Source organism: Butyrivibrio sp. LB2008 (assembly GCF_000621565.1).
Classification (GTDB): domain Bacteria; phylum Bacillota; class Clostridia; order Lachnospirales; family Lachnospiraceae; genus Butyrivibrio.
Genome location: NZ_JHXZ01000013.1, coordinates 131,181 through 156,257, shown reverse-complemented (window position 1 = coordinate 156,257; position 25,077 = coordinate 131,181). Strand labels below are relative to the sequence as shown.

General features: G+C 41.0%; 22 protein-coding genes. 17 read left to right on the top strand and 5 right to left on the bottom strand.

Features of this window, described 5'->3' with window-relative positions:
* The first annotated feature begins 8 nt into the window (after nt 1-8).
* From T356_RS0103590 to T356_RS0103555, 8 genes are all read left to right on the top strand, one after another.
* Complete coding sequence (locus T356_RS0103590; RefSeq protein ID WP_026513317.1) at nt 9-590, top strand: TerD family protein; 582 nt, start codon at nt 9-11, stop codon at nt 588-590.
* A gap of 20 nt (nt 591-610) precedes the next feature.
* Nucleotides 611-1,222 carry a TerD family protein gene (locus tag T356_RS0103585; protein WP_026513316.1) on the top strand — a complete coding sequence of 204 codons (612 nt, stop codon included), beginning with the start codon at nt 611-613 and terminating at the stop codon, nt 1,220-1,222.
* Between the two features lie 152 nt (nt 1,223-1,374).
* Entirely contained in the window at nt 1,375-4,053 is a 2,679-nt protein-coding gene (locus tag T356_RS0103580) for a calcium-translocating P-type ATPase, PMCA-type (RefSeq protein ID WP_026513315.1), read from the top strand.
* A 30-nt stretch (nt 4,054-4,083) separates the two neighbouring features.
* Nucleotides 4,084-5,058 (top strand): HpcH/HpaI aldolase/citrate lyase family protein, encoded by a 975-nt coding sequence (locus T356_RS0103575; RefSeq protein ID WP_026513314.1) that lies wholly within the window; start codon nt 4,084-4,086, stop codon nt 5,056-5,058.
* A gap of 74 nt (nt 5,059-5,132) precedes the next feature.
* Nucleotides 5,133-6,257 carry a phosphoribosyltransferase domain-containing protein gene (locus T356_RS0103570; protein WP_026513313.1) on the top strand — a complete coding sequence of 375 codons (1,125 nt, stop codon included), beginning with the start codon at nt 5,133-5,135 and terminating at the stop codon, nt 6,255-6,257.
* Nucleotides 6,258-6,262: 5 nt separating this feature from the next.
* Complete coding sequence (locus T356_RS0103565) at nt 6,263-7,315, top strand: cysteine protease StiP family protein (protein WP_026513312.1); 1,053 nt, start codon at nt 6,263-6,265, stop codon at nt 7,313-7,315.
* Nucleotides 7,316-8,086, top strand: coding sequence for an HAD family hydrolase (locus tag T356_RS18235; protein WP_051563119.1), 771 nt, complete (start codon nt 7,316-7,318; stop codon nt 8,084-8,086). It abuts the gene before it with no gap.
* Entirely contained in the window at nt 8,083-8,673 is a 591-nt protein-coding gene (locus T356_RS0103555; protein ID WP_026513311.1) for a TerD family protein, read from the top strand. The genes T356_RS18235 and T356_RS0103555 overlap by 4 nt, the downstream gene beginning before the upstream one ends.
* Before the next feature lie 62 nt (nt 8,674-8,735).
* Here the strand turns inward: T356_RS0103555 and T356_RS20745 are convergent, their stop codons facing one another.
* Nucleotides 8,736-10,811: a pectate lyase family protein gene (locus T356_RS20745; RefSeq protein WP_081777732.1), complete on the bottom strand. Its 2,076-nt coding sequence runs from the start codon at nt 10,809-10,811 to the stop codon at nt 8,736-8,738.
* Between the two features lie 1,479 nt (nt 10,812-12,290).
* Between T356_RS20745 and T356_RS0103540 the strand changes: the two genes are divergently transcribed.
* Entirely contained in the window at nt 12,291-12,545 is a 255-nt protein-coding gene (locus T356_RS0103540) for a helix-turn-helix domain-containing protein (RefSeq protein ID WP_026513309.1), read from the top strand.
* Between the two features lie 276 nt (nt 12,546-12,821).
* Here the strand turns inward: T356_RS0103540 and T356_RS0103535 are convergent, their stop codons facing one another.
* Nucleotides 12,822-14,867, bottom strand: a complete 2,046-nt coding sequence (locus T356_RS0103535; protein ID WP_026513308.1) for a methyl-accepting chemotaxis protein — start codon at nt 14,865-14,867, stop codon at nt 12,822-12,824.
* 240 nt (nt 14,868-15,107) lie between these two features.
* Between T356_RS0103535 and T356_RS0103530 the strand changes: the two genes are divergently transcribed.
* Nucleotides 15,108-15,875 carry a nucleoside phosphorylase gene (locus T356_RS0103530; RefSeq protein ID WP_026513307.1) on the top strand — a complete coding sequence of 256 codons (768 nt, stop codon included), beginning with the start codon at nt 15,108-15,110 and terminating at the stop codon, nt 15,873-15,875.
* A 19-nt stretch (nt 15,876-15,894) separates the two neighbouring features.
* On the opposite strand, the gene T356_RS0103525 is transcribed toward T356_RS0103530, so the two are convergent.
* A complete protein-coding gene (locus T356_RS0103525) occupies nt 15,895-16,881 on the bottom strand; it encodes a WYL domain-containing protein (RefSeq protein ID WP_026513306.1) in 987 nt (328 codons plus the stop codon).
* 397 nt (nt 16,882-17,278) lie between these two features.
* Here T356_RS0103525 and T356_RS0103515 point away from each other — a divergent pair, with 397 nt between their 5' ends.
* A complete protein-coding gene (locus T356_RS0103515) occupies nt 17,279-18,751 on the top strand; it encodes a DUF2828 family protein (protein ID WP_026513305.1) in 1,473 nt (490 codons plus the stop codon).
* A 58-nt stretch (nt 18,752-18,809) separates the two neighbouring features.
* Nucleotides 18,810-20,027, top strand: coding sequence for an RNA-splicing ligase RtcB (locus T356_RS0103510; RefSeq protein WP_026513304.1), 1,218 nt, complete (start codon nt 18,810-18,812; stop codon nt 20,025-20,027).
* Between the two features lie 54 nt (nt 20,028-20,081).
* Here T356_RS0103510 and T356_RS0103505 read toward each other — a convergent pair whose 3' ends face one another.
* The gene (locus T356_RS0103505) at nt 20,082-20,537 is read right to left on the bottom strand and encodes a PaaI family thioesterase (protein ID WP_026513303.1); all 456 of its coding nucleotides are present in this window, start codon (nt 20,535-20,537) and stop codon (nt 20,082-20,084) included.
* A 204-nt stretch (nt 20,538-20,741) separates the two neighbouring features.
* Here T356_RS0103505 and T356_RS0103500 point away from each other — a divergent pair, with 204 nt between their 5' ends.
* From T356_RS0103500 to T356_RS0103475, 5 genes are all read left to right on the top strand, one after another.
* On the top strand, nt 20,742-22,166 hold the full coding sequence (locus T356_RS0103500; RefSeq protein ID WP_026513302.1) for an AAA family ATPase: 1,425 nt from the start codon (nt 20,742-20,744) through the stop codon (nt 22,164-22,166).
* A 32-nt stretch (nt 22,167-22,198) separates the two neighbouring features.
* A complete protein-coding gene (locus T356_RS0103495) occupies nt 22,199-22,687 on the top strand; it encodes a flavodoxin family protein (RefSeq protein WP_026513301.1) in 489 nt (162 codons plus the stop codon).
* A 338-nt stretch (nt 22,688-23,025) separates the two neighbouring features.
* The gene (locus T356_RS18230; protein ID WP_155838965.1) at nt 23,026-23,496 is read left to right on the top strand and encodes a hypothetical protein; all 471 of its coding nucleotides are present in this window, start codon (nt 23,026-23,028) and stop codon (nt 23,494-23,496) included.
* Between the two features lie 141 nt (nt 23,497-23,637).
* The gene (locus T356_RS0103480; RefSeq protein WP_026513300.1) at nt 23,638-24,324 is read left to right on the top strand and encodes a DUF1963 domain-containing protein; all 687 of its coding nucleotides are present in this window, start codon (nt 23,638-23,640) and stop codon (nt 24,322-24,324) included.
* A gap of 21 nt (nt 24,325-24,345) precedes the next feature.
* The gene (locus tag T356_RS0103475; protein WP_026513299.1) at nt 24,346-24,642 is read left to right on the top strand and encodes a HigA family addiction module antitoxin; all 297 of its coding nucleotides are present in this window, start codon (nt 24,346-24,348) and stop codon (nt 24,640-24,642) included.
* Between the two features lie 73 nt (nt 24,643-24,715).
* Here T356_RS0103475 and T356_RS20125 read toward each other — a convergent pair whose 3' ends face one another.
* Entirely contained in the window at nt 24,716-25,036 is a 321-nt protein-coding gene (locus T356_RS20125) for a zinc ribbon domain-containing protein (protein ID WP_051563118.1), read from the bottom strand.
* Between the last annotated feature and the right edge of the window lie 41 nt (nt 25,037-25,077).

The window sequence follows — 25,077 nt, the reverse complement described above, 5'->3', positions numbered from 1 at the left end:
ATAAAAACATGGGTATTAATTTAAGTAAAGGACAGAAAGTAAGCCTTACAAAGGATAATCCGGGATTAAAGAAAGTTGTAGTAGGACTTGGATGGGACATAAATGCTTTTGATACAGGCGGAGATTTCGATCTTGACGCTGCAGCTTTCTGCTTGACTGAGAGCGGCAAGGTATCAAGACAGGAAGACTTTGTATTCTATGGAAATTTAAAGCACCCTTCAGGTGGAATTGAGCACCTCGGAGACAATCTAACAGGTGCCGGCGACGGTGATGATGAGCAGATAAGAATTGATCTTAGCCGTGTTCCCGAGAACATCGTAAAGATCGCATTTACAGCAACAATCTATGATGCTGAGACAAGACGTCAGAATTTTGGACAGGTTAACAATGCTTTCATTCGTATATATAACGAAGAGACAGGCGAAGAGATGCTTAAGTACGATCTCGGAGAGGACTTCTCAATTGAAACTGCAGCAGTGTTCGGAGAACTTTACAAGAACAATGGCGAGTGGAAATTTAACGCTATAGGAAGCGGATATCAGGGCGGATTGGCAGCACTTTGTGCTAGTTTCGGTGTTGAAGTTGATTGAGTGATAAGGAGGTAGACAGAATGTCTATTAGTTTACAGAAAGGTCAGAAAGTTAGCCTTTCAAAAGAGAGTGCAGGATTAGGAAAAGTAATAGTAGGACTTGGATGGGACGAGGCTAAAAAGAGCGTCGGCGGCGGACTTTTAAATGCATTGTTCGGAAGTTCAAGTATGGTTCAGGATATAGATTGCGATGCATCTGCAATTATGCTTAAGGGTGGAAAGTTAAAGGGAAGCAAGGATATTGTATATTTCCGCAACCTCAAGCATTCATCGGGAACAGTACAGCATATGGGAGATAACCTCACAGGTGCCGGTGACGGAGACGATGAGCAGATCATTGTTGATCTTGCTTCGGTTCCTGCAGAGTATGACAAGATTGTCTTTGTTGTAAATATTTATTCCGCTGCAACACGTAATCAGCATTTCGGAATGATCAAGAATGCGTATATAAGAATCGTTGATCAGAGTAATAACAAGGAAATCTGCAGATATAACCTTACTGAGGATTATTCCGGACAGCTCGCTATGATCTTTGGTGAAGTTTATCGCCATAACGGTGAGTGGAAGTTTAATGCTATCGGTCAGGGAACACAGGATCAAGGAATCGATGGCCTGGCTAAGAGATACACCTAATAGATTTAAAATATGTGCTTGAAGTAAATGGGTGGGAAAGAAACTGTCTTGGCAATGGGATTTGTGGCTATCCCGCCCGTTTTCTATGGGGACCGCTTTTAGGGGAAATATTTAATAAAAGAAATAAAACGCTTATTAGGAGTGATTAGAAAATGGGGAAAAAAGGATTAACAGATATTGAAGTAAAGGAATCCAGGGAAAAGAACGGAGCAAATATTATTCCTGATTCCGAACCTACAACATTTTGGGAGGAGTTCAAGGAAACATTCAGCGATCCTATGATCAAAATCCTTCTCTTTATCGTTGTAATTATGCTTGTCATGTTCTTTATGGGACAGGCAGAGATTTATGAACCTATCGGAACAGTCGTAGCAGTACTTATCGTTGCATTTGTTACTGCAAAGACAGGTGTTGCAAGTGATACAAAGTACCGTGAACTTAAGGAAAGTACCAAGAAAGACACTTGCAAAGTATATAGAAACGGAATTATTTCAGTAATCGAAATTGATGATGTAGTAGTTGGTGACAGAGTTATCCTTCAGTCAGGTGACAAGGTTCCTGCTGACGGTATTCTCGTTGAGGGTGACCTCAGAGTTGATAACTCAGTACTTAACGGTGAGGCTGAAGAATGTGAAAAGACAGCCACAGACGAAAAGACTGAGTTCCCTGAAGAAATCACGGGTGATGTTTTTGTTGATTCATACTCACTCTTTAGAGGCGCTGTTATCTTCGACGGAGAAGGTGTCATGGAAGTTCGCAAAGTCGGACTTAAGACCATGATGGGTAAGATGGCTGAGGATATGCAGGCTGAAGAGCCCGATTCACCTCTTAAGGTTAAGCTTGGAATATTGGCAAATCAGATTTCTGTATTCGGATATGTATCTGCGGCAGTGATCGTTGTTTTGTATATCGCTTACTTCATCTTCAGTGCCGGTGGATTTTCAGCTTATTTTGCTTCAGGTTGGAGCAACATTCTTATGAATGTTATCGAAGCTGTTTCACTTGCGATATTGATCGTTGTTTGTGCAGTACCTGAGGGACTTCCTCTTATGATCTCACTCGTACTTATGCAGAACACAAGCAGAATGCTTGATCACAACGTCCTTGTTCGTAAGGCAGTAGGTATTGAGACTGCAGGATCACTCAACATTTTGTTCAGTGATAAGACAGGTACCATCACAAAGGGAAGCCTTGAAGTTGTTGAATTCTTTACAGCTGACGGTGCAAACATTCCTTTGGCTGAGATCAAGGATCACGGCAAAGTAAAGTCAATGCTTAATATCGCCATCGGAAAAAATACAGCATCAATGTTCGACGGAGAGCATCGCGTAATCGGTGGTAATGCTACCGACCAGGCTCTTGTAAAATTCCTCGGTGAGGAAGAGATGAACTTCCTTACAAAGGGAACTGATAAAGATACAGATTATAGCGTAGGAATGTCACAGACATTCAATTCTGCAAATAAGTTCAGCCAGGTTGAGATCAAAGAGCTCAAGCAGGTCTTCTACAAAGGAGCTCCCGAGAGACTTCTTGCATCTGCCAAGAAGGGACTTAATTCAAACGGTGAAGTTATTGAACTTACACAGGAAGCTGTTGAAGCCAAGATCAATGAGTACGCTTCAAGAGCAATGAGAGTGCTTGCTTTCGGATATTCAGAGAAAGCATTCACAGAGGATAAGATCAACGATGATGTTGTGATCATCGGATTTGTAGCAATTCGTGACGATGTTCGTCCTGAGGCTAAGGAAGCCATCAAGGAAGTACAGGGTGCCGGAATCCAGGTAGTTATGATCACAGGTGACCGTCTAGAGACAGCGGTTTCTATCGCTAAAGATGCAGGTCTTATTCAGAAAGAAACAGACAGAGCCCTCACATCTGCTCAGCTTAACAACATGACTGATGATGAGATCAAGGCAATTGTAAAAGATATCAGAGTAATCGCAAGAGCTCTTCCTACAGATAAGTCCAGAATGGTAAGAATCTGTCAGGAAATGAATCTTGTTTGCGGTATGACCGGAGACGGAGTTAATGATTCACCCGCACTTAAGAGAGCAGATGTCGGATTCGCTATGGGTAGCGGAACAGAAGCTGCAAAAGAAGCAGGTGAGATCGTTATCCTCGATGATAACTTCAGATCCATCAAAGATGCGATCTTGTATGGAAGAACTATTTATCACAACATTTTGAAATTCTGTAAATTCCAGTTGGTGATAAATGTTGCCGCAGTTATCGTAAGTGCTATCAGCCCGTTCTTCGGAGTTGTTGAACCTTTGAAGGTTACACACCTTCTCTTTGTAAATCTTGTTATGGACAGTCTCGGAGCTATCATGCTCGGAAATGAGCCTGCTCATGAGAAGTATATGACTGAAGCACCCAGAAGAAGAGATGAGAGCATTATCAGCAAGTCAATGGCTATACAGATCCTTAGCATGGCACTTTGGCTTACAGCTGTAAGTTTTGCATTCCTCAAGATGCCTGTATTTGCAAACTTCTTTGGATCACAGGAACAGCTTCATACAGCATACTTTGTTCTGTTTGTTGTAGCTGCGCTCTTTAACGGATTCAATGTAAGAGATGACGGATTCGGAATATTCAAGGGACTTAAACAGAATCCCGGATTCATGAAGGTTTGGTTTGCCATCGTTTTGGCACAGGCAATTATTGTTAATGCAGCGGTTATTCCGTTCGCAGTATTTGGCTGGATCAGTTCTATGTTCAGCTGCACACCGTTCAGCATCGGTGGATGGGCACTTGTTGCAGTAATAGCGGCAACAATGATCCCTGTTGATTTAATTAGGAAAGGTATCCTTGTTGCAACAAAAAAGAAATAATAAGTAACAAGGGCTTGATCAGGTGAAGAAATGGAATTAGATGAGAAAGAGCGACTCAAGTACTCGATAGGAGGACTTCTTTATGCTCCCGGAATGAACCGGAAAGTGCCTCAGAAAGTTAAAAACGGAAGTTTTCCGTTTTTAACTTCCCTCGCATTTTGCCTGGAAGATACTATTCAGGACGATTGTCTTGAAGAGGCAGAGCAGATCTTAAAGGAAGTGCTTGGGGAACTTGCGGAAATAGATGAAAAGAAGAGACCTTTGGTGTTTGTAAGAATAAGAACACCCGAGCATATGAGACATATCATTGATCTCTACAAAGATTATTCGGATATTATCTCCGGATATTTACTTCCAAAGTTTGATCTGTCCAATATGAATGATTACATCTCTTGCATTAAAAAGGTTAATGCAGGCAAGGATAAGATCACTTATATAATGCCAATCCTTGAAACAAGGATGATAGCAGATGTTGCGACACGTATCGGAACTTTGACCAAGATAAAAGAGTCTCTTGATACGATCAAGGACTATGTACTCAATGTGAGAGTAGGCGGAAATGATTTCTGCAATCTCTACGGCCTTAGAAGAGCGGCAAGTCAGACAATATATGATATCGGAGTTATAAGAGACATATTTGTTGATATCATAAACATTTTTGCTTCGGATTATGTTGTGTCCGGCCCTGTTTGGGAGTATTTCGGCGCAGAGCGTGACGGAGTATGGGACAAAGGACTTGCGAGAGAACTTGAGCTCGACAGAATAAACGGATTTATCGGAAAGACAGCGATTCATCCCAGTCAGTTACCTATTATCTACGAGAGTCTTAAGGTAAGCAGAGCTGATTATGAAGATGCCATGAAGATCCTTGGTTGGGATAAAGGACCACTCGGAGTTGCGAAGAGTGAAGGTGGAAACAGGATGAATGAAGTTAAGGTTCACGGAAAGTGGGCTAAGAAGATATCCATTCTTGCTGATATATATGGAATAAAAGAGGATGTGTGACGGTTAAAGCCGGATTGCCGTATGGGGAAGCGTGCACATCCGGAAACGTCGATTTGTTTATAAAAGGAGATAATGTGAAAGAGTATACAGAACACGAGCTGTTAAAACTGGCGAAGCGTTTTCATAATACAAAAAGAACATATCTTTTGGTTGATCCTCTGCAGGGCAAGCATTTGCCGGTAAGACCGTCGGATGCATTGGAAATGCTTCATACTTTCGGGGAACTTGTAAGTGAAAAGTACCCTGAGACAAAGCTTGTAATAGGCTTTGCTGAGACTGCAACTGCTGTTGGCATGACTGTTGCAGAGAAGATGGGTGGAGATTGCATCTACATTCATACAACCAGAGAGAATATCTCACGTGAATCAGAATGGATTGAATTCCTCGAGGAGCACAGCCATGCTACGGATCAGAAGCTTTCAGCTTCTCATCTGGGGAAATGGCTTGCTGATACTGAGACTATTGTTTTTGTCGATGATGAGATCTCGACCGGAAAAACAATAATCAATTTTATTGAACAACTTAAGAAGAATTATCCTGAAGTAAATGAAAAAAAGCTGGTCGCAGCTTCAATAATAAACAGAGTAACACAAGAAAACAATGCGAAGATGGAAAGCTACGGAATAGAGAGCATTTCACTTGTAAAGCTTGATGACACGGATTTTACCGAGGATGTAAAGCAATATGATATAAGTGAAGCCGAAGAGATAAATGAAAATGTAGCCGTAGCAAGATATGAATATCTGAATTCGCGCGCAAATCTTATGGATCCCAGACTTGGTGTAAAAACCCGTGAATATGTGGAAAACTGTAAGATGTTTGCATATGATTTTTTGATCCAGGAAAAATTGTTTGATGATTACGGAAGTATATTGATCCTGGGAACGGAAGAATGCATGTATCCCGCGATTGTTTTGGGTGAAACAATAGAGAAGAATACAAGAGCCAATGTTTATACACATTCAACAACCCGCAGTCCTATCGGAATCTGCAGGGCAAAAGGCTATCCGATAACATCGGGATACAGAATAAAGAGTCTTTATGACAATGGAAGAAAGACCTATATCTACGATCTTAAAAAGTACGATCTTGTTATCATTGTAACAGATAGCGATCGCGATTCTTTCTGCGAAAGACACAGTCTCGTAGAGGCTCTTTTCAAAGAAGGAAATAAGAACGTAGTTCTTTACAGGGGGTAAATGATTTGTTTGGAACATATAAACCGGAGGATGTGACAGTCCTTTTAAAAGATATAACCGGAATGGTGGAACCTCAGACGACAGAAGAGCGCGAAAGGGAGATACAGAGCGGAAGACATTACTGCGAGATGCTTCCTATAGAATATGAGCCTTCGGAGAAATATCAGAAGACATACGAAGATGCTCTTGCCAGATACAGCCATATCACAGCCAAGGCTGTCGGTGCGGTTTCTCAGAGGTTGTGGAATGCAAAAGGGGATAAGCTGGTGCTTGTTTCTCTTGCAAGAGCAGGTACGCCTGTCGGCATTTTGATAAAAAGATATATCAAAGAGAAATACGGCTGCGATGTGCCGCACTATTCGATCTCGATCATAAGAGGAAGAGGAATAGACAAAAACGCGATAGATTATATTCTTGAAAGACACGATGCTGAGGGAATACAGTTTGTTGACGGATGGACAGGTAAGGGTGCTATTCAGAGAGAGCTTGCGAAGGCTATCGAGGATTATCCTATGATAGATAACAGTCTTGCGGTTTTGTCAGATCCTGCGTATGTTGCCAAATATTTCGGAACGCATGATGATTTTCTTATCGCAAGCTCATGCCTTAACTCAACGGTTTCAGGGCTTCTTAGCAGAACATTTTTGCGCGATGATATTATTGGAGAAAAAGATTTTCACGGTGCTGTCTTTTATGATAATTTAATGGATAGAGACGTCACTTATGAGTTCATTGACGCCGTGGAGGCAAAATTTGAGTTTGAAGACGAATCTGATACTGCAGAGGATAAGCCGGATGAAAGTGCGATAGATGAAGTAAGGGCTATTGCAAAAGAATTTGGCATCGATGATATCAACCTGGTAAAGCCCAGTATCGGTGAGGCTACGCGAGTTCTTTTAAGAAGGATGCCATGGAAGATACTTGTAAGCAGCAAGAATGATGAAGAGCATTTGGGACATCTTTATCAGCTTGCGAGGGAGAAAAATATCGAAGTGGCAGAATATCCGCTGAAACACTACAGAGCTTGCGGAATTATTAAATCTATGGCGGACACATAAATGAAAAATATATTGATCGCATGTGATCTCGATAATACATTGATCCATTCTTATAAACAAAAAAGAGACGGAGATATGTGTATTGAGTGGATAAATGGCAAAGAACAGAGTTATATTAATAAAGAGACATACGAACAGATTGAAGAATTAAAGATGCTTGCAAGGTACACTCCGTTGACGACAAGGTCGATCGAGCAGTACCTTAGGATAAATTGGAAACCCGGAGCAGAGCCCGAATATGCTGTTACGACAAACGGTGCAATACTTCTTTCGAACAACGAAAGAGTATCTTCCTGGGATGAAACAAGTTACAAGTTCATGGATGAATACAGGAAAGACCTGGATGATATTCTTGCTATGCTTGAATCTCAAAAAGAAGATCTGCATATCAGATGCAGAAAAGTAGATGAGATGTATGTTTTTGCCTACTGTGAAGACGGGGGAAGCGTAGAAGGTATTGCGGATACTTTTTCTGAAAAGACAAGGCTGCGTGTCGAGTATTTTGGCAGAAAGATATATTTTTTGCCGCCGCAGTTCAATAAGGGAGCGGCGCTTACAAGGCTGAAAGAAAAGTTTGTTCCCGAGTTTGTTATTGCAGCAGGCGACAGCGAGATAGATATTCCTATGCTTGAGATCGCCGACCTGGCATATTGCAAAGAATCTATATTCGATAAGGTTAGTAATAAGAACAAAAAGAGTTTTACTAATGAAACAGATCTGATAAATTCAATATTGGGAGATGTTAGACAGTTTAGCGAGGTAGGCCTATGAAGAAACGTGTTGGAAAAGAAATCATTATTGACGGAAGCTATCCTATTACGATCAGGTTTTTCTGGGAGCAGTACGGCAAACAGCGCTCAGGCGGATTGATAAACGGATTGCTTGAAAAGAACGACCATTCTGTGGATTGCGATGCATCGGCATACATTATCGAAGAGAATTCCGGAGAAGCTAAAGCTTGTAAATGCGTAAATTACGAGAAGCTTGTTTCGGATGACGGAAGCATAGTTCACGGTGGCGATAACAAAGGTGATGACGCTCAGAACTGTGTCGAGAATATCGATATAGACTTTAGTAAGATGTCACCTGAAACGAAAGCGATCGTGTTTACTTTGGATCTTTTAAAAGAGCCCAAAAAGCAGTTGAAGCTTGGTAAACTTGAGCATATGCGGATCGATATGATCAATTCGCAGACAGGTGACAGTATCGGTGAGTTTAGTCTTATCGGAATCGGCGAACGCGCAATACAGGTAGGTACACTTGTAAGGCAGGCTGAAGGCTGGAAGTATGAGCCTGATGTGATAGAACTTAAAAATGTAAAAACCAGAGAAGAGATGTTTACTAACATTAGTATTTAATATAAGCATGAATTAAGGGGCTGTCGATGACAGCCCCCATTTTCTTGCTTAAATATATTTGCTTAATCAATTGCATATACCAAAGGAGAGTTCTTTGAACCTGCGTTGCTTGTAGCCCATGCTTTGGCATCTGCTGCATTGCGGGCTTTGTATCCGTAGTTGGATGAAGGCCTCCAGCTGCATCCGCCGATGCTAAGTCTTGATACGTCTGAAGAAAGAACAGAACCACTGTCTGTAAAGTTTCCTCTTCCCATATCATTTACTACGCCGCCTGAATCTCTTCCTTTGTCAAAGTAGTTGTTCTCTGAGAAGATATTGCAGTTTGTATAAGGTGTATATCCGATATTGAAGTTGTAAACAAAGTTATTGTAGCAGTGGAAATAACCGTATCTCATAAGTCCCGGTGCTCTTGTCTGAGTACCGTTAAAGTAGCTGTTGCATATAGTCATGCAAGGATATCCGTTATATGTGGGAGAACCGTTCTCTTCGGGATAACCGAGGATGAGACCATATTTATGTCCTCCGAAGTAACAGCCTGTAATTGATACGAAGTTTGACTTAAGTCCCACATAGACAAACTTATCTTTGTCATTTCCGTGTATGTTTCCGTCTTTTCCCATGTCATGACCTGTCCATGAACAGTGATCGAGCCAGAAATTGTTTCCGTCTGTTATATACATCTGAATATCATCGTTGTCATTGATGTTTACAGAGTGCGCAAAAGTGATGTTCTTATAAATGTTGTTTCCGGAAGCGGAAATGTTTCTAAAGTGTATATTGTTAAGCGTATGTGCGTTGTAAGAACCAACGAAGGTCTTGTTTGATCCTACCGAAACCTTTGTAAGAGAGTTTGCTGATATATCACTGCTTATTACAATGGTATACGGAGTAGAACCTGAAGCATAACGCTGAAGATCCGAAAGGTTATTTGCTTTTACAACCTGTCCGAGAACGCCGCCAGTAACGGAAGCTTTTTCTCTTTTGCTCATATCGAGGCAGTAACCGGCAAAGCCTTCTGCGCCGTATGAATTAAGTCTGAAGCACTGCGCTGCAGATCCGTTAAAAGAGCTGAGGCTGTAACTGTTTCCTGAAAGAGTAAGTGCAAGGTTGTTATTTGCCTGACTTTCGATCTTATAGTTAAGAGGAATGCCGTTTGCATCTTTTTTAATGGAACTGATTGTCCAGAACTGCGCGTTGTTATCAGAAGATACAGGTGCTGTGGAAACAGAACCGTTTGCCTGTGTAAGGCTCGTTCCGTCTGCTGCACTTATGATCCTGAATGTGTTGTTACTTACATAATCAAGAATCCATCTGGCATTTGCGGCAGTGGAATTGCTTGTTGTGAGAGCGCCTCCGTTTGCTGTTACATTGCCGCCGTCAGAGCAGTTCTGAAGTTGCATCTGCTGCTGAGGATATGATGAATCCGGTCTGTAATTGGAAGTTTGGTTCTGATTATTTGCCTGATTATTTGAATTGTTATTTTCGGGCTTCGGGTTCGCAGGCTGTGGATTGACGGAGCTGTTACCCTGGCTGCTGCTATTATTGCCGGGTTGAGCTTTCTGTGATCCGCCTGAAGGCATATCTGTCTGTTCAAAGTACCAGATCTGATTGCTCTGCTTGAGATTTCTGTACTGCTGAACATTTGCTCCCGATTCTTTGCTCTTTCTGTTTACATCAAGAACGGATGAAAAACCTGAAGCTTCTGTTGTTATGTAGTAGCCTTTCTTGGAATCTGCCTCGACGAACTTGAAGTTCTGTGCCGCAGCGCCGTTGTTTGAATAAATCTGGACATTGGTCGCATCCTTTGATGAACCGTATGCTACATCAAGAGACATACCGCCAGACATGTCTGTTGCGGGATGCAGGCGATAAGAGCCTGAACTGTTTTGCTCAAGGATCCATTTCTGGCCGCGTGAACCTGTGCCTTTTGATTGAATTACATTAGCGGCGTTGGATGCTGAATCATTTTCGACTGTCAGATACATTCCGCTATTTTTATTCTTAAGGTAATAACACTTACCTGATTCGGGTGATGTTGCCTCTGCATGTGCCGTAACAGGCGGCATTATATACAAAGAGCACGCAAACATGGCTATACCTGTAAGGAGTGAGCCGATGCGTTTTGAAAATCTTTTCATACTGTTTCTTCCTCCATTTAGTCCCCAAATACCTCTTTCTTCATACAGTAAATATATTAGCAGATTTGTTAATCTAAAAGTAACAATATGAAGAGATGAAGGAAATAATCTGTTATACTCGGGGATTTTGCGGAATCTGCATAACACGATGCCGCGAAAAGTATGAAGATTTGGTGATTTATACCACGGGTATAATGACAGCTACGATAAATGATGTTATCATACCAACATAAGTTAGAAACGGAGCTTAATAAAAAGCTTTGAGAAAGGAAAAGATTAAAGAGTGACAACTAATCGCATGTTCTGCAAAAAAAATATGAAAGCCTTTAAAAAATCATCATTCGTTAAACGATTCGAGTGGGGATTTTCTTTCGTGCATTCATATAAGACAAAGCAGATGCGAGATGATGTTATTTCAGCAGAGGTTCAATAATAAGAATCAAAGCATATAGATCATGATAAGCAAACCGCTTGCCTTGTATGAAGGCAAGCGGTTTTTTATTTGATAGGAAAATCCTATCAAATAAAAAACGCTCCGCTATGGATGCGACCGATGCGCAGAAGTATTATGCAAGCTAAAGCTTGCGCGCATCGGCGCGCAAAGAGTCGCGAGCGACTCTTTGTTCTACCTTACAAGTTTACTTCCCTATATAAACGCTCCGATATGGATGCGAAGCACGAGTCGCGAAGACGGTTCGCGGCCTGACCTTAATATCAGGCGCAGAGATGCATGTGGGTTCGAATCCCGCCTCGTGTACTGTTCAATGTAATTATATTGAACAATGAATGTTGATTGAGTGATCAAGGTGAAAGGAGATATAGTAAAGCCTTTGTTATTCAAGGATAGTCAAAGACGAGATAAAAATGCAGACAGGACGGATATGTGATTATCCAAGGACATAGGCTATACAACTGAATATCATAACCGGCGTTGATCCGATAACGGTTGCGCCAAAGGAACCACAAACATTTCTTACAGGTAGATCAGTTCCTTAATTGGCTGCACCTAAATCGGATGTGTGCGTATATTTTATATATATCGGCCGTCAGTCAGACGATACGTGTGAATGAAACAATGAAAGAGAAAAGGCGTTAAAACAACTTGGTTGCTGGTTAGTGATATCGGAAATGAATTCAGACAAAAAGTTTTCGTGCTATACATAATTATATTGAGACAGGTGGAGTGATTATGGAAGCGGGCGCAACAGCGGCCCATTTGTAGAGAGAAAGTGCTGATTCTAATAGAGTTTGGTAGTGGAAAGCTTTTGGATCATATCAAAAAACATAGTTGGAAAATGAAATACATTGAACAAAAGAAACCTATGACATACACGGACTTGGAGGACATCATATATGGACTCAGAGAAACTGTAAAACATAATCCATTGACATAATAATACTCATTTTTTTTAATACACTAAGGCACCGATAATGGGGTACCAACTCCTATCTATTAGGATGCCGGAATAGGAGGACGAGATGATTACAATGCCTTCCATAGATATGGCGGCTACAGGGAGAAATATTGCGAGGTTAAGAAAGGCAGCAGGATTGACTGTTAAAGAATTGCAGAGCTTATTTGGTTTTGCAACCCCACAGGCAATCTACAAATGGCAGCATGGTGCAGCAATGCCGACCATTGATAACCTTATTGCGCTTGCAATGATTTTTGAAGTATCTATGGAGGACATTATCGTACTAAATGTAAACGCAAGAGCAAGAAGATGCGCTTAATATTCTTGCATATTGCATAAAACGAAAGAGGACGGACCGTTTGTATTGCGTGGGCGCGCAATGCAGGCGGGAAGTCTTCTTTTTTAATTTGACATTTATTGACAATGGGAAAATCCTCCGATCTCCCTGTTATTCAATATTTAGTTAAAAAAGTGCAGTGGATTGATTATATCAGATGTTGGCGATGATTTAAAGACTTATTTTGCATAAGTTTTGATGAAAAGGAGACGATCGGTAATGAATGATCGTCTCCTTTTATGGTGCATTGAGATGGATTTATGATTTAAAGAATTTAATTTCTTCATTGAGTTGTTCGGCGATATCTTTCAGATTGTCGGCTGAGCATGCAAGTGTAGTAACTGTAGCGGAGAGCTCCTGCATGGATGCGCCGGTCTCTTCTGAAGAAGCGGCATTTTCTTCAGAAATAGCTGAAAGAGCACTCATGGTATCTACTACGGCATTCTTGGATGAAGCACATGTGTCTGCGCCATTCGAGATGTCTTTTACTCCGCCGACGGTACTTCCGATATCCTGGAGCATTCCGTTTACGGCATCGAGAGTTTCGCCGATAGCAATCTGCTGCTCGTTGTTTCCGTTCTTTACATCTTCGGCAGCGGCAACTGCAGCTTTACTCTGATCGAGAAGGGTGCTCATTTCTTTCATGATATCATCGGCCATTGTCTTTGAATCATCGGCAAGTTTTCCGATTTCTTCCGCAACGACAGCGAATCCTTTTCCGGCTTCACCGGCTCTTGCGGCCTCAATAGATGCATTGAGTGAAAGAAGGTTGGTCTGTGTTGCGATGGATGTAATTCCTTCAACTTTTTCACTTATGTTATCAACCGCTTCCTGAGTTGCCTGAATAGTCTTGGCGATATCATCTATCTTTGCTGTCATCTCAACAGAAGAGGTTTGAAGGGATGTCAGCGATTTACTTGAAACTTCGGATGCCTCTTTCATCTTGCCGGCAAGCTCTGAAAGGTTACCGGTGGATGTCTGCACATCACTGACTGCATCGCCGATAAGGGTAACATTATCGGAAGCGCTCTGGATTTCGTCAGCCTGCTGCGTTGCACCCGATGCGATTTCCTGAACTGCATTTGAAACGTCTTCGGCAGTTTGGGAGATCTGATTTGCCATATCTGACAGTTCTTCGGATGAAACTCCTACGCTCGAAGCAGATTCTTTTATATGACTGACTATATCGTTGAGGGTTCCGATAACGGAGTTTGTAGCTTTTGAAATGGTGCCGAACTCATCGTTTCTGGCATCAAATTTTTCAACTTTGACAAATCTTCCGTCGGCAAGTGCTAAGAGCGACTCGTTAACTGCAGCGATCGGGTCTGTAAAGCTCTTTGCCATCATAATTGAGATCACGCATGCAACTGCAAGGAGGATGATTCCAAGGATGATAACTGTGAGTGCTGAACGTGTTGCAGATGACATTATCTCGGCATTTGTTTCCGAAATAGCGATTACAAAGCCTGTTACAGGCTCTTTTACCCATGATGTATAGGTGAGCTTTCCGTCAATCACGCTATCAAAAGTATTGCTTGTAAGAGAAGATGTCATGTACTCTTCTTCAGTATGTACAATGGGCTCATCTTCCGGTGATATCTCAAATTGCGAATGAGCAGCAACGGTTCCGGCTTTGTCAACGATATAGCCGTTCTTAACGTTCTCTGCAAGGAAATTATGAAGTACAGACAGGTCAAAGCTTCGCTGCAATGTTCCTATCATTTCTCCTGTTGAAGGGTCAAAAACAGGTACGATAATGATCGTGATTCTGTTTCCGGCTGCTTTACTTATGACGATATTTGAAACGGCGGTACTTTTTGTTGCCCAGCATTCCTGGAAATATTCTCTGTCTGCGATGTTTGTGAATTCTTTGCGGTCTGTTCTTATGAGCTGATCACCACTCTCGATAGACAGAATACAGTTGAGGTTTCCGTCATTAATATTTGTGTTGATCTGATCCATCTGCGCCAGAATCAGTTCTCTTTTCTTATCTGCACCGCTCTGATTAAAGGTCTTTAGATAATCTATGGTGCTTTGCGCGGAAGCGCAGGTTTGAAGCGCGATGAGATTTTGCTGGACAATTGTTGAGAATTGACCGGCAACTACTTTCGCATCTGAATTAAGAAGTTTCAAAGCATCATCCTTTGCTTTTCCTGTAGATGTCTTGTAGCTTACGATTACTGCGATGATTAGAGGGATTGCCGCAACTGCAAGTAAGATGGCAATCAGTTTTGTCTTGATACTGTCTTTAAAACTGATCTCATTGCTTTGCTTTTTGATGTTAACCTTAGAATTTGCCGCCATAAGCACCTCCATGAAGAACTCATGAAAAAACTGTTTTTACGGAAAAAAAGAAATTATCCCGATAAAGGGGTCAATTAAGATTTTACAACGAAAAGAGTCTGAAAAACGTATATTTATAAATATTTAATTGATTTTTAATTTATATAGCTACGGAAAAACAAGTTATTTGCACGTACGGTGTAAGCGGTTATAATTATACATAAATATTTTCTACAAAATAACGTTAAAAAGGAAGAGATTATGATAATTAAAAATGAGATACCGATACTGGAGTATGATGATCATTCGAGGGAAGTGATCACACCCAACCACGACAGTGGCAGGCTCAAACTACCGGAGAAATGTCTGGTTGCTTTTCTGGGAGATGTGGTAGACAGATATGCCGCGGAGCATAACGATGAGATTGCAGAGAAGTACATCACTGTTTCACATACCGTGAATGTCTATGTCCTTCATGAGGAAAAAGAGGATATATGCCTTGTTCAGCCCACAATCGGAGCACCTGCCGCAACAGCTTTTTTGGATTTCCTTATCAGCTGTGGATGCAAAAAAATCATCGCAGTAGGTTCATGCGGTGTACTGGCCGATATTCCCGAGAATGCTTTTATGATTCCTACGAAAGCGCTGAGAGATGAAGGAACATCATATCATTATCTGCCTGCTTCAAGATATATAGAGCTTGATGAAGAGCCTGTATCCGTTATTGAGAATTGTTTCAAAGCCCATAATCTTCCTGTTGTAAAATGTACCACCTGGACAACTGACGGATTTTTCAGGGAGACAAAAGATATGGTAAATTACCGCCTGGAAGAGGGCTGCTCTGTAGTTGAGATGGAGTGCGCAGCTCTTGCAGCATGTAGTAGGAAAAGAGGTGCGAAATTCGGACAGTTCCTGTTCACCGCAGATTCTCTTGCTAACGTTCACGAATATGACAGCAGAGATTTCGGTATAGATTCGCATGAGAAAGCTCTTTTACTCGGGCTTGATGTGCTGCGAAGCTATAAATAATGTCACAAGATGAGCTTTGTTACTTATTGTATTCTTTAAAGGCATAGTAATAGTATTTGCGTATTTTTTCTTTGAGGGAAGCAGGTTTTATGACAACAGCGTCCCTTCCGAATCGTCTAAAATATTCTTCAAGCTGTAATGCAGGCCAGTCGAAGTAATAGAGATTACCTTCTATTTTCGATGCGATTGGCCTGTTTTTTGTTATGACTTTAAACAGTCTTGTTCCGCTTTGGCTAAGGCGCACAACGGCCTGTACATTTGGCGATACTGAATGAGGAGTACGTGTGGCTTTTTCTCGGAGTTCTTTTTCCAATTCTTCATCGATATTAAATTCATCGGATGTTATGAACACATTTCGCATCCTGGATATCCTGAAAGTTCTGGGAGTACGGGTGTTGATGTCCCTGCAGAGCAGGTAATTGCACTGTTCCTCTTTTGAAGGTGCAATCATATATGGTTCAACGGCAAAAGCATATTTGCGTTCCGAATAAGTTGATGCGAACGTGAGTACTTTGTGAGCTTCAAGTGCTTTGTTGATGTCTTCATATGTATCTTTAAAAATAATTGTCTCTCTTTCGTTTCGCGGGATCGAAAGATATGAATTGAACATATCTTTGAGGTACTGTGAGAGCGAAGTGTCTTTAAGCATATTGAGTTCTATTATCTTTAGTATTTCATAAGAAGCGCCGCTGACGGTAAGCGTGAGGGCAGAGTTCTTGCCTGACTGCGAGTTGTCGGCTTTTATATATGTACTTATGATCTTGTCCGCAAGGGCAGAGGCGGCTTTGTTTGATATTGATGTAAGGCCTGTCAGGTCTTTCATTATGTTATCAAGAAGGGCTTCGCTGTCGCGTCTGTACCTGTCAAAGTAATTCACGATGAGCGTCTTTAAGAAAGCGTTGAGATTGACGGATTCATCCTTCTTGGTGAATTCAAAGAGCTCGGCGTCGTTTATAAGTCTTAATCTGGTTTCTTCGGAAAGATATATTTTGTATTTCTCTGTCATATTATACCTCTTATTTGGGGTTACGATTTCTATAAAATATCACGTAATTCTAAGTTATATACATATTATATTGGGGTTGTAAAAGCGCGTCAACTTGCATCTTTTTATCTCCATTTTTCTGCGCTATGATGTAATCACAACAAAGCGAAAGACACATACAGCAATCATTGGTAGCTAGATGGCAAGCACCGGATTCATAGTCCGGCTTTGTGGGTTCGAATCCCACCCCTTCCGAATAGGAAGTGTGTCTTGAAAGAGCTTAAAGAAAAAGGTGCATACAGCAATTAAATTAGTCCACGTCTGTCAAACGTGTCCTGCATTGCAGGATAGTGAGCCGGGCACTAACCCGGCTGCACCTTGCTGAAGCTTGAACGGTTTTAATAGGAGAGAGAATACAATGATGTTAAAATTTTTAAAGAGAGAATCAAATAGAACATATACAGAAAACGGCGCAAATACATACGTTTCAACCAGATCGGAGTGCCTTGATCTCTTTGCGACAATAGGTGCTCTCAGGAACGCTTCAGATGAAGATATCATAAACCGATTCGTAAAGGCTTATGCAGAGAATGCAGAACTTGCGATGAAGATGCTCTTTTTTGCAAGAGATATAAGAGGCGGACTTGGTGAGAGAAGAGTATTCAAGGTGATACTTAAGTACCTCGCGGTAAACGAGCCTTTGTCTGTAAGAAAGAATATAGAAAATATCGCTGAGTACGGCAGATACGATGACCTTCTCGCACTTATGGATACACCCGTTGAAAAAGAAGCTTCCGATTATATCGAAAAGACTCTCAGAGCAGATATGGAAGCACTTGCGCAGGACGGCGAAGATGCTAAAGTATCACTTCTTGCCAAATGGCTTCCTTCTATAAATGCAAGCAACCGCGATACAGTCAGAAATGCAAAGAAGATAGCAAGAGCAATGAAGATGACAGACTCCGAGTATCGCAAAGCGTTATCTGCACTCAGAGCACAGATCAAGATCATTGAGAATAACCTTCGCGAAAAAGATTATTCTTTTGACTACGAGAAACAGGCATCAAAAGCGCTCTACAAGTACAGAAGAGCATTTATAAGAAATGACGGTGAAAGATACCGCTCTTTTATCCAAAAGGCAAAAGAGAATCCGACTGTCATGCACACCGGAACGCTCACACCTTATGACGTGATAGCCCCTGTTATAAAAAGAGCAGAGATCACCGAGGATGAAAGAAGCGCGATGGATGCAACATGGAACGCACTTGAAAACTACGCAGGCTCAGAGAATTCTCTGGTCGTGGTTGACGGCTCGAGCTCGATGTACTGGGGAATAAATACAAGTCCTGCAGCGGTTGCGCAGTCGCTTGGTATATACTTTGCGGAGAAAAATACAGGTGCTTTTCATAACCACTTCATTACATTTTCGAACAGACCGAGACTTGTGGAGATAAAAGGAAGAGACATTGTTGAGAAAGTTCGTTATTGCATGGGATTCAATGAGTGCAGCAATACTGATCTGGAAAAGACATTTATGCTTATATTGAATACTGCGGTTCGCAACAATCTTAAACAGTCGGACATGCCTGAGAAATTGTATATAATCTCCGATATGGAATTTGATATGTGCGCGAAAAATTCCGGTATGACTAATTTTGAGAATGCCAAAGCAGAATTTGAGAGACGTGGGTTTAAGCTTCCTCAGATAGTCTTCTGGAATGTGAACAGCCGCAACACCCAGCAACCAGTTGAGATGAACGAGCAGGGCGTGGCACTTGTGTCAGGCTGCAATCCGCAAATTTTTTCAATGTTAAAAGATGGAAACTTTGAACCGTATAAATTTATGATGAGCGTCCTTTCATCAAAACGCTATGAGAGGATTGTTGCATAACATGAGACGAAGGACCGGAAGAATGAAGCTTCCGGTTCGGGATTGAAAGGAAAGAGAAATGAATACAATTGAGATAAAAGGAAAAGTTAATACAGCCATTTGCTATGCAAAGGTTGTTGAGGATGAGGCTATAGAGCAGATCAGAAGAATGTGCGACTATCCCATGACAGCGGGATCGAGGATCAGGATAATGCCTGATGTCCATGCGGGAAAAGGTTGCACGATCGGAACTACAATGACGATCACAGACAAGGCGGTTCCCAACGTTGTAGGTGTGGATATCGGCTGCGGAATGTATACGGTTAACCTCGGAAAGCAGGATATCGATCTTGAGAAGTTCGATATGGCGGCATTTTCAATCCCTTCCGGAAGAGAAGTCTGGGAGGGGAGAGTTGAGAGATTCGATCTTACAGAGCTTATCTGCTACAGACAGCTCAGGGAGACAAAAAGACTTGAGAGATCGCTTGGAACACTCGGCGGCGGAAATCACTTCATTGAGATAGACAGAGCTGCCGATGGCACACAGTACCTCATCATCCACTCAGGATCAAGAAACCTTGGAAAACAGGTGGCAGAGCTCTATCAGACTCTTGCAGTCGACCTTGACAAGGGAATAGGGGAGTATCTTGAGGCAAGAGAGGAACTCATCAGAACATACAAAGAGCAGGGAAGACGTAAAGAGATCCAGGCGGCACTTAAAGAGCTTTATAAAGAGAAGTATCACGAGGGCGCACTGACAATGCCCGAGGATCTGTGCTACTTGTCAGGCAAGTATCTTGAGGACTACCTTCACGATGTTGAGATATGCCAGAGATTTGCAAGGAGAAACCGCGAGAAGATGGCAGAGATTCTTTTGGAAAAAACAGGTCTTTCTGCAGGAGAGTCCTTTCATACAATACATAATTACATTGACACTGAGGAGATGATCCTTAGAAAAGGCTCAATTGCCGCACATGAGGGTGAGAAAGTTCTCATTCCCATCAATATGAGAGACGGTTCGGTTCTTGCTGTGGGAAAGGGCAATCCTGAGTGGAATTACTCTGCACCTCACGGCGCGGGAAGAATCTTATCAAGATCTGCGGCAAAGAATAATCTCTCGATGGATGAGTACAAAGAGGCGATGAAGGGAATATATACTTCATCAGTCTGCGAGGCTACCATCGACGAGGCGCCCATGGCATACAAGTCACTTGATGATATCATCGATGTGATAAAAGAGTCGGTTGAGATAATTGATGTGATGAAGCCGATATATAACTTTAAGGCTTCTAATTAAAGAAAGGGACAGCTATTCATTAGGATAGCTGTCCCTTAATTCGTGGTCTATATTTTAGCTGAATTTAAGATTGTCTCCAAGTACCGGAACTTTGCTGGCAAAGAATGAGAACTCTCCGCTGTCCAAAAGATTTCCGTTATCATCGGTTACTCTGATGTCAAATACAAGGATGTGCTTACCTGTCTTAAGCTTCATGCATTCGCAGTAGATATACTCAGTGTTTACTGCGGGAAGTAAGAAGTTCAGATTCGCTGAAACGGTAGTAACATAATGTCCGCTCATGCTTCCTGTTGCTCCTGCCATTGCATCAACAAATGAAAGAAGTGCTCCGCCGTGAATACTTCCGTAAGTGTTATGTAATCTGGAATCAGCTTTAATTCTGGCTTTACTGTAAGTTGAGCTTAATTCCAATATCTCAAAACCTATAAATTTATTGTATTCGTTTGCATATAATTCAGGAATTATCTTTTCCCTCATTGCATTTTCTTTTTCTGTGTGTGTTGGTCTCATTTTGGTACTCTCCTTAAATATAGCATTGCATTTATCATAATAAATTCTAATACTTTTTCACGTCAATAGAATTATAAGTTTTTAGACTGTGACTTTTGTCTTTATGTTTATAAAAAACAGAGATAAAGACAAAAGTCGGATTGACTTTTATCTTTATCCTCATTAAAATTATAGATAAAGACAAAAGTCGTTCAGGAGGACGCTATGGAAAATCTTATAGGACGTGAAAATGAGATAAAGCGCTTGGACAGAGCGATGTCTGAAAAAGAAGCACAATTGATAGTAGTATACGGCAGAAGAAGAGTTGGAAAAACTTTCCTTATAAATGAGTACTATGACAATTCCTTTGCGTTTAAGTTTACAGGTTCAGAGAATCAAAAGAATCAAGAACAGTTAAAGAACTTTATTCTGGAATTGAATAATACGTCGCATAAAAAGTATGATGATCCAAAAGATTGGACAGAGGCTTTTTTTGCGCTTAGAAATTACCTTGAGTCCTTAGATGCAAAGAAGAAGCAAGTGGTTTTCTTTGATGAGCTTCCATGGATGGATAAGATTAACTCCGGATTTTTGAATGCATTTGAATGGTTCTGGAATTCCTGGGGATCGACCAGAAAGAATTTGGTATTTATTGTATGTGGTTCGGCAACATCTTGGATGGTTGAAAAATTAGATGAGAATAAAGGTGGCTTATTTAATAGGCAAACTTGCAGGTTGTTCTTGGAACCCTTTGATCTTAGGCATACGGAGATGTATCTTAATTCTCGAAATATCTTTTGGTCAAGATATGATATTGTGCAGGTTTATATGATCATGGGAGGTATCCCGTTCTACTTAAGGCTTTTAGACAGTGAAAAGACTTTAAATGAAAATATTGATGACATATTCTTTGGGAAAAGAGCGGAGTTATGGAATGAATTTGAACATCTGTACCATACGCTGTTTTCTAATAGTGAGCAGTATATAAAAGTTGCAGCAGCATTAAGTGAGAAGAGAAGTGGCCTTACCAGAGAAGAACTGGTTAAGAAAACAGGATTGCCTTCAAATGGCATGTTGACAAAGATGTTGTCGAATCTGGAGAAATGCGGCTTTATAAGAGTAAACAAGACATATGGAAATAAAAAACGAGGAATGCGTTATCAGCTGTCGGACTATTACTCGCTGTTTTATTTTAAATTTATTCGGGATAATTACGGCAAAGATGAGCATTTTTGGAGTAATATGAACGACAATCCTGCAAGGCGCGCATGGTCGGGGCTAACTTATGAGCAGGTTTGCAAAGATCATATTAATCAGATAAAGCAAACTCTGGGAATATCGGGTGTTCTTACAGAGGTATCAACGTGGAATAAACAAGGCGATGATGACGAAAACGGAGCACAGATTGATTTGATCATAGAAAGACGTGACAGGGTAATAAACCTGTGTGAGATAAAGTTTGCAGGGCGCGAATATGAGATAGATAAAACGTACGACCTTGCGCTAAAGAACAAGGTCGAGGTATTCAGAAAAGCTACCAAAAACACTAATACAATTATAATTACCATGATTACTACATATGGTGTGAAAAAGAATATGTACAGTAATTATATTGGAAAAGAAGTGTGTATGGAGAATTTGTTCACTTAATGACAATACAATCGAAGAGAGAGGGAGAATGCATGAAAACACTGATAGTTTACTACTCATTGGAAGGAAACACGCAGTACGTTGCAGATAAGGTAAAAGAAAAGGTAGATGCCGATACACTTCGCCTTGTTCCCAAGAAAGCCTACAGTGACAAAGGCTTTGCAAAGTTCTTCTGGGGCGGAAAGAGTGCGCTCATGGCGGAGAAACCTGAGCTTGAAGATTACAATGTCGATTTATCAAAGTATGACCGCATTATTTTCGGATTCCCCGTGTGGGCGGGAACTTTCACGCCTCCTATTCGTACATTCATAGAAGATAACAGAAAAGCGCTTGCGGGTAAAAGATTTTCCGCATACGCCTGCATGGCCGGATCCGGCGGAGAAAAAGCTATCAATAAACTTGCAAAGTTCTTGGAGATACCGGGATTTGAGGCTACGTCAATATTTGTAGATCCCAAAGCATCGGCAAGCGCGGAGAAAGAGGCACAGATCAATGGTTTCTGCGTTGCGCTGAATCAATGAAACGACCATATGGAAATTTAAAATAATATCCAAAATTTTTATTCTCTTCCTTTTTTTATTTATATTCTTTTTATTGCGAGTTTGTTTCATTCGCGATTACGAGCATATATAATTGCAATTACAAAATCCGAGTAACGCTTCGGCATGCAGTGGATCGAAGGGACGACCTGTGCCGCACGCGAGAATGGATGGGCCGCCTGTATATATAAAAAAGGGTAAGGCGGAGGTATAACGCAAAAAGGAAAGAGTTAGGGAAAAATGCATTGCAAATGCTGATGGAGAGAGCTGCATTTGGGGTGCATTTTTTCTACCTCGCGGAGAAGAGAAGGAGTTTCGAAATGAAGGAGGCGCTTAAAAGAATATTTGTTGTGAGCACAGTTTTGCTTATGGTTGTTGAATCTTTTTTGACAGGCGAAATAAAGATAAATGCAGCAGGAGCAAGCGGTGACACAATGGTGTACGTTACTAAATCAGGTGATCGTTATCATGGCGCAAATTGCGGAACTCTTAGGAAGGGCTACACGACGCTGACGCTTCAGGAGGCAATAGATAGCGGATATAAGCCTTGCAATATCTGCCAGTCCGTAGCGCTTGACACGATCTCGCTGGATTGCGAACGTGAAGAAGCCATCGAAGCACTCAAGACATACGAAGGCAATACAAAAGATTTCAACGCATATATTTACTACATCAAAAACATTGACCTATGGATTGAAGTGGGACCGGACGGCGATGCGCTTCTTGAGCATTACCTCAAACAGGGCAAAGAAGAGGAGAGAATTGCTATAGAGGAGAGAATAGCAAGGTAAGAGAGTGAAAATGTATACGTGAAAAATGCACCTTGGATGCTGAAGGAGAGAGCAGCTGCCCAGGTGCATTTTTTGTGGAGAATAGGATGTTTAATTTGTGGATTATAAGGATTATCATTGAGGGAGGAGGAAAGAGTTTACATGACTATTGATGAGATAAAAGGAATTCTGCAAAGAAAAGCAGTAATTTTTGAGACAGGTGGTTTTAAACCTACAAATGAAATTGGGGAAAGCTGGATAGGCGCGGTAAAGTGGAAAAAAACAGTGGATGAAATTCCTAAGGATATTGATGGAACTGAAATGTTGCCATTAGCCTCTCTTTTTACCGGATATATGGAATATATACCGAATGAGATAGAAGGTATCGTACTATGTAATGTTTTTATATCACCGAACATACTTGATCATTTAATAGATATGGAAGGCTATTTCAGTGTGAAGACATATAATTCCATAGAAGGTTTGGAATTATGTGATTTGAAAAATGAGTATATGAAAGCATTTCCTCTGGAACCTCAGTTGATTGATAATGATTTCCCAATGTGGGATGGTGGGATGGATCCGGATATTGAGGCGGCTATTATTGAATTAGAGAATAAAGAAGATATTGATTATTATGAAGATATTCATACTGAAATTTATCCGATGCATAAAGTAGGCGGTTATCCTGCATACATCCAACCCGGCAGATGGGATGATGACTATGAATTTATATTCCAGATTTCATCTGATGATAAAGCGGGGCTAAATATAGTAGATAGTGGAAGCTTTTATTTCTTCTATAGTAAAAAGCTTGATAAATGGGATGTTCAATGTGATTTTTGCTAGTACAAAAAGGAGGAAAGATGTATGATTAGAAAACCTACACATCCGGGAAATGTGTTTTTAGAAGATGTAATGAAACCTTTAAATTTAACAGTTACTGATGCGGCTAGAATGCTTGGGGTGAGCAGAAAAGCTCTATCGGAGTTTGTAAATGAGAAAGCATCTTTAAGCCCTGAGATGGCATTGAGAATAAGTAAAGCAACCGGAACATCTGCAGAGAGCTGGATGAACATGCAACAAAAATTAACGCTTTGGATTGCGCATCAGCATGAACCGGCTAATGTTATACCTTTCCCTCTATCTGAAGTAAAAGAGGGATAATAAAAAATGAAAAATGCACTTCAGATGCTGTAATAGAAACAGCGTCCGGAGTGCTTTTTATTATATGTCTTATTTAATTAAAGTTTGAGTTGTTGGAATCATAAGGAGTTCCGTTCAGGTAAGTTGTATTTGGCTGTGCTTCCACAACGACCTGTTCCGGTTGCATACTACCCAAAGCATCAGCCTTTTTCACTTCATATCCGGCGCCGCAGACAGGGCAAGTTACATAATATTTAGATGAGTAAGGAATTATTGGAATCCAATATAAGGTGAAGAATTTCCTGTTTCTCATGACCAAATACTGTTTATTGTTATTGCAGTTGGGACAATGATATACCTTATGGGTATATCCGAGATCCTTCCTAAACGCTTTCCTTCCATAAATTACAAACATTTTGATTCCTCCTATTTTGTAAAACAATCACTATAATGCAG